This window comes from Arthrobacter sp. N1 (assembly GCF_048288285.1).
Taxonomy (GTDB): Bacteria; Actinomycetota; Actinomycetes; order Actinomycetales; family Micrococcaceae; genus Arthrobacter_D.
Window position 1 is genome coordinate 2991652 of record NZ_CP102608.1, and the last position, 14280, is coordinate 3005931.

The 14280-nt window shown below is 72.2% G+C and carries 13 protein-coding genes; 4 read left to right on the plus strand and 9 right to left on the minus strand.

Features of this window, described 5'->3' with window-relative positions:
- Nucleotides 1–5: 5 nt before the first annotated feature.
- The gene (locus NVV32_RS13905) at nt 6–680 is read right to left on the minus strand and encodes a YczE/YyaS/YitT family protein (RefSeq protein WP_422390550.1); all 675 of its coding nucleotides are present in this window, start codon (nt 678–680) and stop codon (nt 6–8) included.
- Between the two features lie 61 nt (nt 681–741).
- On the opposite strand from NVV32_RS13905, the gene NVV32_RS13910 reads away from it, so the two are divergent.
- Nucleotides 742–2154 (plus strand): PLP-dependent aminotransferase family protein, encoded by a 1413-nt coding sequence (locus NVV32_RS13910; protein ID WP_422390551.1) that lies wholly within the window; start codon nt 742–744, stop codon nt 2152–2154.
- Nucleotides 2155–2223: 69 nt separating this feature from the next.
- Here the strand turns inward: NVV32_RS13910 and NVV32_RS13915 are convergent, their stop codons facing one another.
- Complete coding sequence (locus NVV32_RS13915) at nt 2224–4782, minus strand: ABC transporter (protein WP_422390552.1); 2559 nt, start codon at nt 4780–4782, stop codon at nt 2224–2226.
- Entirely contained in the window at nt 4779–5132 is a 354-nt protein-coding gene (locus tag NVV32_RS13920) for an NAD(P)H-dependent oxidoreductase (protein WP_422390553.1), read from the minus strand. Before NVV32_RS13920 ends, NVV32_RS13915 begins: the two co-directional genes overlap by 4 nt.
- A gap of 45 nt (nt 5133–5177) precedes the next feature.
- On the opposite strand from NVV32_RS13920, the gene NVV32_RS13925 reads away from it, so the two are divergent.
- Nucleotides 5178–5453 (plus strand): hypothetical protein, encoded by a 276-nt coding sequence (locus NVV32_RS13925; protein WP_422390554.1) that lies wholly within the window; start codon nt 5178–5180, stop codon nt 5451–5453.
- 24 nt (nt 5454–5477) lie between these two features.
- Here the strand turns inward: NVV32_RS13925 and NVV32_RS13930 are convergent, their stop codons facing one another.
- The 3 genes from NVV32_RS13930 to pdhA are packed head-to-tail and all read right to left on the minus strand — an operon-like array spanning nt 5478 to nt 9341.
- Nucleotides 5478–7055 (minus strand): dihydrolipoamide acetyltransferase family protein, encoded by a 1578-nt coding sequence (locus NVV32_RS13930; protein ID WP_422390555.1) that lies wholly within the window; start codon nt 7053–7055, stop codon nt 5478–5480.
- Between the two features lies 1 nt (nt 7056).
- A complete protein-coding gene (locus NVV32_RS13935) occupies nt 7057–8133 on the minus strand; it encodes an alpha-ketoacid dehydrogenase subunit beta (protein WP_152812656.1) in 1077 nt (358 codons plus the stop codon).
- A complete protein-coding gene (pdhA, locus tag NVV32_RS13940) occupies nt 8130–9341 on the minus strand; it encodes a pyruvate dehydrogenase (acetyl-transferring) E1 component subunit alpha (protein WP_422390556.1) in 1212 nt (403 codons plus the stop codon). The genes NVV32_RS13935 and pdhA overlap by 4 nt, the downstream gene beginning before the upstream one ends.
- A 206-nt stretch (nt 9342–9547) precedes the next feature.
- On the opposite strand from pdhA, the gene NVV32_RS13945 reads away from it, so the two are divergent.
- Nucleotides 9548–9991 (plus strand): Lrp/AsnC family transcriptional regulator, encoded by a 444-nt coding sequence (locus tag NVV32_RS13945; RefSeq protein WP_055767641.1) that lies wholly within the window; start codon nt 9548–9550, stop codon nt 9989–9991.
- A gap of 78 nt (nt 9992–10069) precedes the next feature.
- On the opposite strand, the gene NVV32_RS13950 is transcribed toward NVV32_RS13945, so the two are convergent.
- Nucleotides 10070–10726 (minus strand): dihydrofolate reductase family protein, encoded by a 657-nt coding sequence (locus tag NVV32_RS13950; protein ID WP_422390557.1) that lies wholly within the window; start codon nt 10724–10726, stop codon nt 10070–10072.
- A gap of 81 nt (nt 10727–10807) precedes the next feature.
- A complete protein-coding gene (locus NVV32_RS13955) occupies nt 10808–12034 on the minus strand; it encodes a MalY/PatB family protein (RefSeq protein ID WP_422390558.1) in 1227 nt (408 codons plus the stop codon).
- A gap of 242 nt (nt 12035–12276) precedes the next feature.
- On the opposite strand from NVV32_RS13955, the gene NVV32_RS13960 reads away from it, so the two are divergent.
- A complete protein-coding gene (locus tag NVV32_RS13960) occupies nt 12277–13359 on the plus strand; it encodes a hypothetical protein (protein ID WP_422390559.1) in 1083 nt (360 codons plus the stop codon).
- A gap of 132 nt (nt 13360–13491) precedes the next feature.
- Here NVV32_RS13960 and NVV32_RS13965 read toward each other — a convergent pair whose 3' ends face one another.
- Nucleotides 13492–14271 (minus strand): enoyl-CoA hydratase/isomerase family protein, encoded by a 780-nt coding sequence (locus tag NVV32_RS13965; RefSeq protein WP_055769179.1) that lies wholly within the window; start codon nt 14269–14271, stop codon nt 13492–13494.
- Between the last annotated feature and the right edge of the window lie 9 nt (nt 14272–14280).

A 14280-nucleotide genomic window follows, 5' to 3' on the forward strand; every position in this document is an offset into this window, starting at 1 on the left:
CGGCGTCAGGTCCCGGCAGTCGCGGTGTCCGGGGCGGTGTCCGGGGCGGTGTCCGGGGTGGTGTCCGGGGTGGTGTCCGGGGCGGACCGTGGGCTCTCCGGCACCCGGAAGACCGGCAGCGCGAGGTTGATCAGGGGCCCGATGAGGAGCGCGAAGGCGACGGTGCCCAGCCCCACGGTCCCGCCGAGCAGCCAGCCCAGCACCAGCACCGTGCCCTCGATGCCGGTGCGGACCAGCCAGATGGGCAGGCCGCTGCGCGCGTGGATGCCCGTCATCAGTCCGTCGCGGGGTCCGGGGCCCAGGCGGGCACCGATGTAGAGGCCGCTGGCGACGGCGAGGAGCACCAGCCCGCCGGTGAACAGCAGGATCCGCGCCCACAGCTGGGTGGGCTCGGTGAGCAGTGCCAGGCCGATCTCCGCGCTCGGCCCCACGAGCGCGACGTTGAGGACGGTGCCGATGCCCGGGCGCTGCCGCAGCGGGATCCAGAGGAGCAGGACGATCAGGCCGATGATGTTGGTCATGAAACCGAAGGGGATGCCGGTCCGGAGGGACCCGCCCTGCCCGAGGACGTCCCACGGCGAGACGCCGAGGGTCGCCCGGATCATCATCGCGAGGGACAGGCCGTAGAGGAAGAGTCCGAGCAGCAGTTGCAGTCCGCGCCGGACACCGAGGAAGGTCATGCCTTCAGTAGAACCTGTCATTGGACTGACAACAAGATGCCAATCATGGGATGGTGGCTCCATGATGGTCCTCACCGCGCGGCGCCTCGCCGCGGAACTCGGCTCCTGGCGGACCGCCGGGCCCGCCTACGCTGCACTGGGCGACCGCATCCGCCTGCTCACCCTCGACGGCCGGATCCCCCTCGGGTCACGGCTACCGGCCGAGCGGGAACTCGCGGTGCAGCTCGCGGTCAGCCGCACGCTCGTCGCCGCCGCCTACGCGCGCCTGCGCTCGGCCGGGTACGTGCAGAGCATGCGCGGCTCGGGATCCGTGGTGTCGATGCCGGGACGCGGCGCCCCGGTGCACGACGACGGCGGCTCCGGCGTCGTGCTCGACCTCAGCAAGGCGGCGCTGCCCGCCGCCCCGCAGGTCGGCGAAGCAGCCGCGCGTGCCGCCGCCGAGCTGCCCGCCTACCTCAACGGTGACGGCTACGACCTGCTCGGCCTCCCCCGGCTGCGGCAGGCCCTCGCGGACCGGTACACCGCCCGCGGCGTACCGACCGAGCCCGGGCAGCTCATGGTGACCCTCGGCGCGCAGCACGCCATCTCGCTCCTCGCGCGGACCTGGCTGACACGCAGCGACACCGTCCTGGTCGAGGCCCCGAGCTATCCGCACGCGTACGAGGCGCTCCGCGCGGCCGGCCGGCGGCTCGTCCCCGTCTCCGTCGGCGCGGGGGACGGCTGGGACGACGACGGCCTGGAGCAGGCCTTCGACCGGGCACGGCCCGCACTCGCCTACGTGATGCCGGACTTCCACAACCCCACCGGGGCCGTGATGCCGCCCGGTCAGCGCGAGCGCCTCATGTCCGCCGCGGCGCGGGCCGGCACGGTGGTCGTGGCGGACGAGACGATGGCCGAGCTGCGGATCGAGGGCGACGCCGAGCCGCCCCTCGCGGCGTTCGGTCCCGCCGTGCTGATCGGCTCCATGGGCAAGACCGTCTGGGGCGGGCTGCGTATCGGCTGGATCAGGGCCGAGCGCGAGGTGATCCGGCGGCTCGTGCAGTCACGGTACGCGCAGGACCTCGGGACGCCGATCCTCGAGCAGCTGATCGCCCTCGAGATGCTCGGGGACTACGACGCGCTGCTCCGGTTCCGGGCGCAGCAGCTCGACGACGGACAGCGGGAGCTCGGCCGGCTCCTCGCCGCACAGCTGCCGGGCTGGGACGTACCGCGCGTCTCGGGCGGCCTGTGCACCTGGGTCAATCTCGGCGCCCCGGTCAGCTCGGAGCTCGCCCTCGCCGCGCGCGACCGCGGCCTGCTGCTGGGAGCGGGTCCCCGCTTCGGCATGGGCGGCGTGTTCGAGCGCTTCCTCCGCCTCCCCTTCAGCTATCCGGCCGAGGACACCCGACGGGCCGTGGGAATCCTCGCCGGGGCGTGGGCCTCCCTGGACGGCAGCAGGTCCGCGCGCGACGACTTCGCCCCCGCGCTGGTCTAGCCCGCGCACCGGCACCGGCTGGAGCACTCGGCCCGCCGCACGACGTCGCCGCGGCGCGGGCCCGGCGCGTCACACCCGGTGCGCGGGCGCCGACCGATGACCTGACAGGTGGAGTGCGAGATAGGGCGCCGTGGCGCTCGTCCCCGCGTCGAGGCGCGCGACGTCAGCAGGCGTCCCCGCCGCGACGATCGACCCGCCCGCCGACCCGCCGCCGGGCCCGAGGTCGATCACCCAGTCGGCCGCGGCCACCACGGACATGGTGTGCTCCACGACCACGACGGTGTTCCCCGCGTCCACGAGTGTGCGCAGCTGGGCGAGGAGCAGGACGACGTCGGCCGGGTGCAGGCCCGTGGTCGGCTCGTCGAGCAGGTACAGGGTGTGCCCGCGGCGGGCGCGCTGCAGTTCCGTGGCGAGCTTGATCCGCTGGGCCTCGCCCCCGGACAACTCTGTGGCCGGCTGGCCGAGGCGGAGGTAGCCCAGGCCCACCTCGCGGAGCGTGGCGAGGGAGCGCGCTGCGGCGGGGACGTTCGCGAGGAAACCGGCGGCGTCGTCGACCGTCAGGGCGAGCACGTCGGCGATGCTGCAGCCGTCCAGCGTGACCGCGAGCGTCTCCTCGTTGTAGCGCGCGCCGTGGCAGGTGGGGCACGGCCCGTAGCTCCCGGGCAGGAAGAGCAGCTCGACGGACACGAAACCTTCGCCCTGGCACGTCTCGCAGCGGCCGCCCTGCACGTTGAAGGAGAAGCGACCCGCTCCGAAGCCCCTGGCCCGGGCCTCGTCCGTCGCGGCGAAGGCTTTCCGCACGGCGTCGAAGAGCCCCGTGTAGGTGGCGAGGTTGGATCGCGGCGTCCGCCCGATCGGCTTCTGGTTGACGCTGACGAGCCGGTCGACGGCCTCGAGGCCGCTGATGCCCGCCACTGGCGGCTCTGCCGCGCCGGCCTGACTGTCGGCGTCGTCGTCGATCTCCTCCGGGGTGTCGTTGCGCACGTGCGCCCCGACGGCCTCGGCCAGGACCGAACTGACCAGGGTCGACTTCCCGGAACCGGACACCCCGGTGACCGCCGTCAGCACGCCGACCGGGATCTCGGCGTCGAGTCCCGCGAGGTTGTGGCGGTGGATGCCGGTCAGGCGCAGCCAGCCCGCGGGCGCACGCGGTGCGGGAGGACCGGCGTCCGCGGAGCCGCTTCCGGCGAGGAACGGTGCCGTCACCGATGCCGGGATGGCGGCGAGGCCGTCGACCGGGCCGCTGTAGAGGACGGTGCCGCCGCCCTCGCCCGCACCCGGGCCCACGTCGACGATCCAGTCCGCGTGGCGCACCACGTCCATGTTGTGCTCGACGACGAACACCGAGTTGCCGGCGTCCTTGAGCTCCTCGAGGACGGCCAGGAGCGGCTCGACGTCGGCCGGATGAAGGCCCGCCGAGGGCTCGTCGAGGACGTAGACCACGCCGAACAGGCCCGAGCGGAGCTGGGTGGCGATCCGGAGCCGCTGCATCTCCCCGGGTGAGAGCGTGGGCGTGGCGCGGCCGAGGCTGAGGTAGCCGAGCCCGAGGTCCACGAGAGTGCCGAGCCGCTGCACGAGGTCCCTGCTGATGGTCACCGACACCTCCGTCCCCTCCCCCGAGGTCCACGACCGGTGGGCTGCGGACGGGTGGTCGAGGGTCGCCGCCGGTTCGAGGTGCGCCGCCAGCTCAGCCAGCGGCAGGGCGTTGGCCTCGGCGATCGAGAGGCCGGCGAACGTCACCGCGAGCGCCTCCGGCCGCAGCCCGCTCCCGCCGCAGACCCCGCACGGCCCGGATTCCATGAAGGGCAGCACGCGCTCGCGCATCTGCTGGCTCTTGGAATCGTGCAGGGTGTGCAGCACGTAGCTCTTCGCGCTCCAGAAGCGCCCCTTGTAGGGCTTGGCCACGCGGTCCCGCTGCGGGGTCACCTCGACCACGGGCTGCTCCTCGGTGAACAAGAGCCACGTCCTCGCCTCCTCCGGCAGCTCGCGCCACGGGACGTCGATGTCATGGCCCAGTTCGCTCACGACGTCGCGCAGGTTCTTGCCCTGCCAGGCTCCCGGCCACGCGGCGATGGCGCCGTCGCGGATGCTGAGCGTCGGATCGGGAACGAGGGATTGCTCCGTGACGTCGCGGGCTATTCCGAGCCCATGGCAGCGCGGGCAGGCTCCGGCCGCGGTGTTCGGTGAGAAGGCGTCGGACTCGAGCCGTCCGGCGGCGTCCGCCGGGTACGTGCCGGCCCGGGAGTAGAGCATCCGCAGGGAGTTCGACAGCGTGGTCAGCGTGCCGACGGTCGAGCGGGCGCTCGGGGTGCCGCGCCGCTGCTGGAGGGCGACGGCGGGAGGCAGCCCGGTGATCGAGGCGACATGCGGGGTGTGGCCCTGCTGGATGAGCCGCCGCGCGTACGGGGCCACGGACTCCAGGTAGCGGCGCTGGGCCTCGGCGTAGATGGTCCCGAACGCGAGGGAGGACTTGCCCGAGCCCGAGACACCCGTGAAGGCGACGACGGCGTCGCGGGGGCAGTCGACGTCGACTCCGCGCAGATTGTTCTCGGTGGCGCCGAGGACCCGGACGAAGCCGGGCCGGCTGGTCGGCGTGCCGGACGGGATGCTTTCGGTCGATTCGATCACCGGTCCCACCCTACGGTCCCCCACGCCCCCGTGCGCACCTCCCCGGGCCTCGGAGCACCCCGCGCGCATCGAGCGGGGTGGCCGAGATGCGGGCCGTCGTCGTCGGAGGCACACCCGCCGATGAAGACCCGGTCGATCCACCCCGTGGGGATCGCCGGCATGGACCACCTGTACACGGGGACGACGAGCACCACGTCCGTCACGGCGTCGAGCCGTTCCTGCTCGCGCAGGACGGACGGCCGGGGCACCCGTTCACCGGGTGCGTCGTGCGCAGGGCCCGGTGTTGCCCGGGACGGTCGGCGGCGGATCATAGGTCGCGCCGCCGTCGAGCGGAAGGCATCGACCGGCACGATCCTCACCTCGCGACCGCCTGCACGCCTTCCTAGGCTGGAGCGATGGCCGACATCGACGAAGAGTTCCCGACGCTGGACGATCTCAACCCCGACAACGACGCCCTGCCGCGGCCCTCGCCCCGGACCCACGGCAAGTCCGACGACCACGTGGACGACGACGCCCTGGCGCTCGCCACCGAACGCGAGGAAGTGGCACTGGGCCTGAAGGACTATGTCCCGGACGACGTCCCCGATGCCACGGATCCGCTGCCCCCGCAGGCAGCTTCGGAGGCCGACCTCGCCCAGCGCGGTCTGCTGGGAGACCCCGGCGAGGGCTGACCGGACAGCGTTCGCCGCGGCCGGTCAGAGGTCGGCCAGCATCCCGCCCGGGTTCTCCATCGCGTCGGCGACGAAGCGGAGGAACCCACCGGCCGTCCCGCCGTCGCACACCCGGTGGTCGAACGCGAGCGTCAGCTCGGTCACCTTCCGCACGGCGAGCTCACCGTCGACCACCCAGGGGCGGTCCATGATGCGCCCCATGCCGAGGATCGCCGACTCCGGGTAGTTGATGATCGCGGCGCTGCCATCCACTCCGAAGACGCCGTAGTTGTTCAGCGTGAAGGTACCGGAGGACAGGTCGGACGGTGTCGCCTTCCCGGTGCGCGCGAGGGCAGCCAAGCGCCGGATCTCGGTGTCGAGTTCACGCGCCGACAGGGTGTCGGCGCGTCGGACGCTCGGCACCACGAGACCTCGGTCGGTCTGTGCCGCGATGCCGAGGTTCACGCCGTCCACGCGCACGAGCTCCTGCGTGCCGTCCTCGCCCGTGGTGATCCTGCTGTTCAACGCGGGATAGCGTGCCAGGCCCGCGACCACGAAGCGCGCCACGAAGGCGAGGATGCCGGGGACGGCGTCGGGCGTGCGCCGTTTGATCCCGTCGCGGAGTTCCACGAGGGCCGTGACGTCGACATCCACCCACACGGTCGCCTCGGGGATCTCCCGCCGGCTCCGCGACATGGCGTCCGCGATCGTCCGACGCACCCCGCGCAGTGGTGTCCGCTCGAGGACGGCGAGGCCGGATCGTGAGTCACGGGACACCGATGCCTCCGCGGGGGGCACCGGCGTGTCGGGACCACCGGTCAGGTCGGAGGGGCTGACGTGCACGGCGATGGCGGCATCGATGTCGCGCCGGAGGATCAGGCCCTTCTCCCCCGACCCGCGGACGTCGTCGAGCCTGATGCCGTGGTCGCGGGCGAGCTTGCGCACGAGCGGCGAGACGCACAGGGGTGCGCGCCGCTCGGGGGCCTCACCCGGGTCGGTCGGCGTGTGGGCCGGAGTGCGGGCAGAACCCTGGGCCGGAGCCTGCCCGGGAAGCTGCGCGGATGCGCTCGCCGGGCTGCTCGTCGAATCAACAGCACCTTCGAGCGCCGGTCGCGTAGCTGTCGGCGCTGCGCCTTTCCGCGGTCGCGTCCGGCCGCCGGTCAGCCCACCCGGGGTGCCGTACCCGATGAGGACGTTCCCGGACCCCTCGCTCACGACCGGCGACCGCTCGTCGGGACGGGTCGCGGACGCCGGGACACCGGAATCCTCGCGAAGCACCTCGGCGGCGCCGTCGATCGCCGCGGCATCGGAGGTGACCGCGGCATCAGGGGTAGCTGCGCCGGATCCTGGTACGGGAGCCCCCTCGGGCCGCACGGACAGGAAGGGGGCGCCGACGTCGAGCACCTCGCCCGGCCGCCCGTGGAGGACGGCGACCGTTCCCGCGAAGGGCGACGGCACCTCGACCACGGACTTGGCGGTCTCGACCTCGGCGATCGCCTGGTCGACGACGACGGTGTCACCCTCCGCGACGAGCCACGACACCAGCTCGGCCTCCGTGAGGCCCTCGCCCAGGTCGGGGAGCATGAAGACGAGGAGCTTCTCGGCAACGGTCGGCGTGCTCATGTCAGTCCTCCCACTGCAGCTGGTCGACGGCGTCGAGGATGCGGTCCACACTCGGGAGGTAGAAATGCTCCAGCTTGGGCGAGGGGTAGGGGATGTCGAAGCCGGTGACGCGGAGCACGGGCGCCGCCAGCGAGTGGAAGCAGCGTTCCTGCACGCGGGCCACGATCTCCGACGCCACCGACGCGAATCCGGGGGCCTCGGCCACGACGACGGCGCGGCCGGTGCGCCGGACGCTCTCGCAGACGGTCTCGTCGTCGAAGGGCACGATGGAGCGCAGGTCGATGACCTCGATCGAGCGCCCCTCCTCGGCGGCGGCAGCCGCAGCGGCGAGCGCCGTGGGCACGGACGGCCCGTAGGTGATGAGCGTGGCGTCGGTCCCCGCGCGGGCGACGACGGCGCGGCCGATCCGCCGGGGCGCCTGACCGTCGTCGTACGTGCGGCGGAGCTCCGCGAGGTCCACCTCCTCCTTCGACCAGTACAGCTTCTTCGGCTCGAGGAAGACGACGGGGTCCGGGGAGGCGATGGCCTCGCGCAGCATGAAGTAGGCGTCGCGCACCGTGGCGGGAGCCAGCACGGTGAGGCCCGGCGTGTGCGCGTAGTAGGCCTCGGAGGAGTCGCAGTGGTGCTCCACGCCGCCGATCCCGCCGGCGTAGGGAATCCGGATGACGATCGGCAGACGCACCTTGCCGCGGGTCCGGTTCGGCATCTTCGCGACATGGCTCACCACCTGCTCGAAGGCCGGGTAGGCGAAGGCGTCGAACTGCATCTCGACCACGGGCTTCATGCCGTTCATCGCCATGCCCACGGCCATGCCCATGATGCCGGCCTCGGCGAGGGGGGTGTCGAAGCACCGCTCCTCGCCGAACCGTGCGGTGAGTCCGTCGGTGATGCGGAAGACACCGCCGAGCCTCCCGACGTCCTCGCCGAACATGAGCACGGCGGAATCGGCCTCCATGGCGTCCGCGAGCGCTGCGTTCAGGGCCTTCGCGAACGTCGAGGTGGAGCGCGGCGCGGGTGGCACGACGCCGGCCTGCCGGTCCTGGGTTGCGCGGGCCGGCGCCTCCGTGGTCTGCGTCATGGCCGCTCCCCGTCCGCCTGGTCGCCGTCGCCGGGTGCGTCGCCGGCACCGTCAACGGCGGGGTCGGCGCCGCGCGCCAGTTCCTCGCGCAGCTGCTCCGCCTGCTCGCGCAACTGCGACGTCTTCTCGGTGTACACGTACTCGAAGAGCTCTGCCGGATTCACGTCGACCTCCGTGTTGAGTCCCTGGCGGATGGCGGCCGCGATGCGCTCCGCCTCGTCGGAGAGCGTGCGCTCCCCGTCATCGGTCAGCAGGTTCAGGCCCCGCAGGTAGGTGCGCATCCGCAGGAGGGGATCGCGCGGCACCCACTGCTCGACGTCGTCGGCCGAGCGGTAGCGGGTGGCGTCGTCGGCGTTGGTGTGCGCCTGCATGCGGTAGGTGTGTGCCTCGATGAGCGAGGGGCCCCCGCCGTCACGCGCGCGGTCCACGGCGGAGCCGAGGACGGAGAGGAGGGCAGCGAGGTCGTTCCCGTCCACCCGCTCGCCCGGCATGCCGTAGCCGATGGCCTTGTGCGCCAGCGACGGCGCCACGGTCTGGCTCGAGAGCGGCACCGAGATGGCGAACTCGTTGTTCTGGATGAAGAAGACCACGGGGACGTGGAACACGGCGGCGAAGTTCAGGGCCTCGTGGAAGTCCCCCTCGCTGGTCGCACCGTCACCGCACATGGCGAGGACCACGGTCGGCTCACCGCGCAGCTTCGCGGCGTGCGCCACACCGACGGCATGCAGCAGCTGGGTTGCGAGCGGGGTGGCCTGCGTGGCGACGCGGTGCTCGTAGGGGTCGTAGCCGCCGTGCCAGTCACCGCGCAGGAGCGTCAGGACCTCGAGCGGGTCGACGCCGCGCGTAATGACCGCGACCGTGTCACGGTAGGTGGGGAACAGCCAGTCCTCCTCGTCCAGCACGACGGCGGCGGCCACCTGGCACGCCTCCTGTCCGTGCGAGGACGGATAGACCGCCATGCGGCCCTGGCGCACGAGTGCGTTCGCCTGGTCGTTGATCCGGCGGCCCGTCACGAGCCGGCCGTAGACCCCGAGCAGTCGCTCACCGTCGGGGAGGGGGTAGCGGTCGTCGTGCGTGTGCCGCCCCTCGGGGTCGATCAGTTGCACCGGCCGGGCCGATGGGAGGAGCGCGCGGTCTGCCGCCGACGTCGTCCTGTCCTCCGCGGGCACGCCCATCATGCTCCTGCCCTCGTTCGTTGCCGTACTCATGTCCGCCTCCGTCACCGGCCGCTGCAGCGGCGCGTCGATCCCGCGCGCCGGGAGCCCCGGCGCTGGATGCTGTGTCGCTCCAGTATGGCCAGCGGTCCTCTTTTGTATCCAGAGAGCAGCAGAAGTCTGGATGTTCGAAGCCAGAGAGGAGTATTGTTTGGACGAATTGCCAGTGTGAGCTGGATTACGTAAAGGAGCGTGGACAGGTGGCGGACGGAAAACTCGACGACGTCGACCGGAGGATCCTCGCCGAACTGACGCGGGACGGACGGCAGTCCGTCACGTCGGTCGCCGAACGGGTGCACATCTCCCGCGCGCACGCCTACTCGAGGATCGCGAAACTCACCGAGGACGGCGTCCTCACCCGGTTCACGGCCATCATCGATCCCGCGAAAGCAGGCCTCCGCTCCTCCGCCTACGTCACCCTCAAGGTACGGCAGCACTCCTGGCGCGAGCTCCGGGACAAACTCCGCGACGTCCCGGAGATCCACCACATCGCCCTGGTGGGCGGGGACTTCGACGTCATCCTCCTGGTGCGGGCCGAGGACAACGTGGGCCTGCGGCGCGTGATCTTCGACCAGCTGCAGTCCATGCCCGGGGTGCTCGACACCCAGACGTTCCTGGTCTTCGAGGACCTCGACACGCGCTGAGGCCTCCGCCCTCGTGTCGCCGTTCCCGTCGGAGGACGGGCGGTCACGGCGGTCACCGCGGCCGGCGAGGACCGGCGGTCACCGCGCCCTGCGGGTGAGGACCAGATGGACCACGCCGCTGGGGGACGGCGTGGCTTCGATAGCGAAGCGCTGCTCGAGCCCTTCGAGAGAATCCCAGAGGCGTTCGCCCCGCCCGAGGAGGATCGGTACGAGGACGATGTGCAGGTGGTCGATGAGGTCGGCCTCGAGGAACGCGCGGACCGTGGTGACGCCGCCGCCGATCCGCACGTCGAGGCCTCCGGCCAGCTCGCGTGCCTGCGCGAGCGCCGCCGCCGGCTCCGCATCGACGAAGTGGAACGTCGTCCCACCCTCCATCTCGAGCACGGGCCGCGGATGGTGCGTGAGGACGACGACGGGCGTGTGGAAGACGGGATCCCCGCCCCACCACCCCTTCCACTCGTGGTCCTCCCAGGGGCCGCGGTGGGGTCCGAACTTGTTGCGGCCCATGATCTCCGCGCCGATACCGGGTTCCCAGGCGCTCGCGAAGGCCTCGTCGACGCCGGAGGAACCCGCCGACTCCCCGTGCAGGCCCATCGCGCGGAAGGTGCGGGTCTCGAACGCCCATTCGACGAGCCGCGAGCCCGCATGCCCGAACGGGGCCTCGAGCGTCTGGCCCTCCCCGGTGCCGAACCCGTCGAGGGAGATGGAGAAGTTGTGCACGCGGACGAGGGACATGGCAGCTCCTGGGTGCTGGTGGCGTGGACCCACTGTAGGGCCTGCTGCGTCCCGGGTCACCCGATGCTGCACACCCGGCTTCTAGCCGCTCGGCCGGGACGTCTCGCGAACGTCCAGCGCCCGCGCCATCCGGTCCACCGCTTCGGTGACGACGGCGCGCGACGTCGCGAAGTTGAACCGGATATGACCTCCCCCGCCGGCGCCGAAGACATGGCCCGAACTCAGGGCGACCCGGGCGTGGTCGAGGAAGAACCGTGCCGGACCGGCCAGGTCGGTCACGATGCCCGGGGCACCGTCCGCGGCAGGGTCATGAAGGCCCAGCGGGCGGCAGTCCAACCAGGCGAGGTAGGTCCCTTCGGGCGGACGCAGGCCGATCTGCGGGAGCCGCTCCCCGACGAGCTCGCGCAGCAGCGTCCTGTTGTCCGCCAGTCCTGCGAGCAGTGCGTCCAGCCAGGGCTCCCCCTCGTCGAAAGCGGTGGTGTGGGCGATGACGCCCAGGTGGCTGGCGCCGTGTCCCACTTCCTCGGGCAGGCGCCGGAGGTCGGCCGCCGCCTCGGGACCTGCGACGATCAGCCCCGTCTTCAGTCCGGCGAGGTTCCACGCCTTCGACGCGGCCACCACGGCGAAGCCGTCCTCCGCGCCGGCGACGCTCAGATAGGGCGTGAAGGCGGCACCCGCCAGGACGAGCGGGCTGTGGATCTCGTCCGAGACCACGCGGACGCCGTGGCGGCGCGTCAGGGCTGCCAGCTGCTCCAGCTCGGCGCGGGAGTGGACCGTGCCCGTCGGGTTGTGGGGGTTGCTCATGAGGTAGACGGCGGGCCTGCCTGCTGCCCGGACCTCACCGAACACGCGGTCGAGGGCTTCGAGGTCGAGCCGGCCCGCGTCGGTGCAGGGGGCGTGCCTGATCAGGCGCTGGTCATGCTCCACGAACGCGTAGAACGGCGGGTAGACGGGTGCGCTGACGACGACGGTGTCACCGGGCGACGTCAGGAGCCGGATCACCTCGACGATGCCGAGCATGACGTCGGGCGCGAGGGCGGTGTTCGCCGGATCGACACCGGCCCAGCCCCAACGCCGCCCGGCGAACCCCGCGTAGGCCTCGGCGAGTCCCCGACCGGAGGGGTAACCGGTGTCGCCGCGCTCGATGGCCTGCCTGAGGGCTGCGGCGATCGGTTCGGCCAGTCGGACGTCCATCTCGGCGACCCACAGGGGAAGGACGTCCTCCGGGTAGGTCCGCCACTTCACGCTCGTGCGGCGCCGGAGGTCCTCGAGGGACAACTCCTCCAGCGGATTGGCGATACCGGTCACGGTGGCTCCTCCTGTGGGCGATGGGATGACGCCAGCTTGCCACTCCTGCTCCTGCTCCTGCTCCTGCTCCTGCTCCTGCTCCTGCTCCTGCTCCTGCTCCTGCTCCTGCTCCTGACGACCCTCGTCACGGCGCCCCCGCTACCTCGGCGGGGCTACCCATGGTGTTCGCTCCCCGCGCCCCTGCATAATGACCGAAGCAGACCCGCGGGGCCGGGTTCGCGGCGTTCCACGTGGGGGAGAGAATGACGGATTCAGGGAGCACCGGCGGTCAGGGGCAGGACGACGGAGGGCGCCTCCACGGCGCAGGCGGGTCCGGCGTTCCTCCGACTCCCCCGGGTCCGGTCGGGGCCGGCCCGACTCCTCAGGGCCCCTTCGGCAATGATCCGGGCCACGGTGCGTCCTTCGATGATCTGCCGCGGGCGAACGCCCCCCGCACGGAGAATCTGTGGGCGACACCCGGCCCCGGCGACGTCGAGCGGCTCGCCGGGAGCCGGCCCTCCCCGCCGCAGCGCACAGGACCAGGCCAGGTTCCGCAGGGCGCCTTCAGCGGCTACGCGTCCGGGTCCGGCGGACCACCTCCGCGCAGGAGGGGCCTGCCGGTGTGGGGCTGGGTCCTCATCGGGGCCGGGACACTCGTGGTCGGCCTGGTCGGTGTGGTGGTGGTCCTCGCGGTCCTCGGTCTCGCCGCGACGTTCACCCCCACGACGGCCTCCGAGACGGGGTTCGCCGCTCCGCCGTCGACGGACGTCCCGGGTGGCCCCGTCCCGGAGATCACCGGCCCTGACCCCGCCGCCGGAACGATCGACGCGCCCGAGCAGCAACCGCTCGAAAGCTCCGCCCTCTTCACCGCTCCGCCGTCCTGGGCGCAGCCGGTGGCGACGTGGACCATGGACGACCTCCCGGCCGACGGCATCTCCACCTTCAGCAGTCCGAACGGCTGCGACCTCCTGCTGGAGCAGGCGTACATGCCGCCGCTCGACGGTGACGACGACCTCCTGAGCGACGCTCCTGCCACCTCGAGCTACATGGTCTACCTGCTCGAATTCTTCGCGGACCTCGAAGGCGGAACGATCGAGGGCCAGGCCGGCACCGTCCCCCTCAGCATCAACTTCGCCGGCGGACCCACCGTGGACCTCTCGACGACCACGCTCCCGGGCCTCACCCTCGAGGGCGACACCGGGGTGCGCTACATCGCGACCCGCGCCATGCCGGCGAGTGAGGGGGTGGTCAGCGCCGTCATGACCTGTCCGCAGGCCGTCCTCGACGCCGACCCGGCCTTCTTCTCCGAGGCGATGGCGCGGCTCTACATCCTGCCGACTCCCTAGGAGCCCCCACCTCGATGCGCTCGACCAGTCGGGTCACAGCCGCCGTCGCAGCGAGTACCTACCGGGCAGCCCGGATGTGTGCGCGATCAGTGCGCGACAGAACCGGCGGTAGCGCCCGCGACGGGGAACCGGTCAGCTGCCGAAGCGCGGAGCCCGCTTCTCCCGGAAGGCCGCGAGACCCTCGCGGTAGTCCTCCGTGCTGCCGAGCACGGCCTGCGCGTCGTTCTCGCCGCGGATGGCGTCCCACAGGCCCAGGCGGTCGTCGCGGATCCGCCCGATGAGCTGTTTCGAGGCGACGAGCGACTGCAGCGGACCGCGGGCGGCCCGGGCGGCCTTCGCCCTCGTGAGGTCCAGGAGGTCCGCCGCAGGCACTGCACGGCTGAAGAGGCCACCGGCCACGGCCTCCGCGCCGGTCATGAGGTCGCCGGTGTACATCAGGTCGAGGGCCCGGTGCGAGCCGAGCCGTTCCATGAACAGCCAGTGCCCGCCGGAGTCGAGCATCAGCCCGAGATTGGCGAAGGGCGAGCCGATCTTGGCGTCCTCGGCGACGTAGACGACGTCGGTCGCGATGAGCAGGCCGAGCCCGACGCCGAGGCACGCACCCTGTGCGGCGGCGAACGTCGGAGCCGGGAAGTCGGCCATCTTCCGGAGCAGGGGCGTCAGGGTGGCATCGAGGAACTCGTACGCGTCGTCGTCCTCGAAGGTGATGGCCCCGAGGTTGCGGCCCGCACAGAACGCGCGTCCCTCCCCGCGCAGCACGAGGGCTCGGACCGTGCCTTCCCGCACACCGGCTGCGGCGTCGTCGTACGCGGCGGCCAGGTCCTCGAGTGCCTGGGCGTCGACGGCGTTGAGCCGGTAGGGCGCGTCCAGCACCACGTCGGCGATGCCGTCGGCGATCGTCAGCCGGACCATGCTCGTCGA